Genomic DNA, 1,502 nt, shown 5'->3' with positions numbered 1-1,502 from the left:
ATTGAGCTCGGTCCCGGGGATCCTCTAGAGTCGATCTTTGTGCCCTGATCGTCGAACACGATGTTGACGACCCACTGACCGTTCTGAGTGTTCATGCCGCTCGTGGCATCGCTGATGGACGAGCCGTCGAGCTCGACGGGACCGAGAAGGTACTTCGCCGTGCCCGTCGGGTCGCACGCGATCAGCGGCTGATCTGCGGGACTGTTCGCCGGGTCGTTGTCCTTGTTCGTGCAGTCGTAGGCGAGGAACTTCGCCTGCAGCGCGGGGGTGATCCAGCTGAGGTCGCTGCCGTTGGTGGGCGATGCCGTGGGTGTGGCGGCCAGAGACGGGTCGGGCGTCGGGTACGGCGTGGAGTTGCCGTCCTGGCCGACGAACGACGTGCTCGCCGCTGTCGTGGCGAGCACGGCTCGCAGCTGCATCTGCGCGGATGACTCGATGCGCTTGCGCGTCTCCTCATCGGCCTGCCCCGGGATCTGAACCACGATCTGGTTGCCGGCCTGGGTCGTGATGTCGGCTTCGCCGACACCCGACGCATCGACGCGCTGACGGATGATGGCCGCGGCCTGGTTCATCTGGTCGGTCGTCGGTGCGGCGCCGTCGGGCGTCTTCGCCTCGAGGATGATCTGGGTGCCGCCCTGCAGGTCGAGCGCGAGCTCAGGCGTCCAGGAGCTCTTGCCGAAGACGTAGACGCCGAGGGCATTCACTCCGAACAGCAGTGCCGTGATGACGAGGAGTCCGGTCAGTGCGCGCCAGGCACGGCGCACCGGGGTGGGTGTGGCCACGGAGGGTCAGCTTTCTTCGAGAACGTGGAGCGAGGTCAGGCGTGCGGCTTGGCGTCGCCGGGCTCGGCCTTCTGCTCGCCGGCCGCGGCGGCGCGGTCGTCGCTCACCGACGAGATGATGCCGTTCGCGACGTCGCCCTCGTACTCGGCCTGGTCGGCCTCGGCTTCGATGAACTCGTCCTCGGTGACGGTGCCGTCTTCCTCGTCGACGACGCGCAGGATGGCCTGGCTGTGGACCTCGACCGCGACGCCCGGGGCGAGTTCGACGGTCGCCGCCTTCGACAGGTCCTCACCGTCGTAGGAGACGAGCACGCCGTACAGGCCGCCCTGCAGCAGGACCTTGACGCCGGGGAGCATCGCTCGCGCCTTGGCTTCCTGCTCCGCCTTCATCTTGGCGGCGCGCTTGCGGGAGCTCCAGAACATGAAGCCGAGCAGCGCCACCATCGCGACGAGCAGAATCCAATCCATGCGGATACACCTTTCGGGAGTGCGCCGGATCGACGCTGAAGAGGGCGGCAGGAAGCCTTCAGTGATTATAGGTCATCGAATCTGAGCGCCCCGTCCGGCCTGGGCACGCGCAGGTGCGCGTAGGCCTCGGGCGTGGCCACCCGTCCCCGCGGCGTGCGCCCGAGAAAGCCGATGCGCACGAGATAGGGCTCGACGACCGATTCGATCGTCTCAGCTTCCTGACTCTAGAGGATCCCCGGGACCGAGCTCGAAT

The 1,502-nt window shown here is 67.1% G+C and carries 2 protein-coding genes and 1 pseudogene; all 3 read right to left on the bottom strand.

Annotated elements, in window-relative coordinates:
- A partial coding sequence (locus I5I_RS00055) for a preprotein translocase subunit SecD (protein WP_374699894.1) occupies window positions 1–782 on the bottom strand: 782 nt, incomplete at its 3' end.
- Between the two features lie 35 nt (window positions 783–817).
- Window positions 818–1,249 carry a preprotein translocase subunit YajC gene (locus I5I_RS00050; protein ID WP_036314691.1) on the bottom strand — a complete coding sequence of 144 codons (432 nt, stop codon included), beginning with the start codon at window positions 1,247–1,249 and terminating at the stop codon, window positions 818–820.
- Between the two features lie 65 nt (window positions 1,250–1,314).
- Window positions 1,315–1,470, bottom strand: a pseudogene (locus I5I_RS16165) (Holliday junction DNA helicase RuvB C-terminal domain-containing protein); the annotation flags it as partial.
- Window positions 1,471–1,502: the final 32 nt, after the last annotated feature.

It is taken from the genome of Microbacterium sp. B24 (genome assembly GCF_000333415.1).
Classification (GTDB): domain Bacteria; phylum Actinomycetota; class Actinomycetes; order Actinomycetales; family Microbacteriaceae; genus Microbacterium.
The sequence above is the reverse complement of the archived record's forward strand: the minus strand, read 5'-3'. Positions and strand labels throughout refer to the sequence as shown.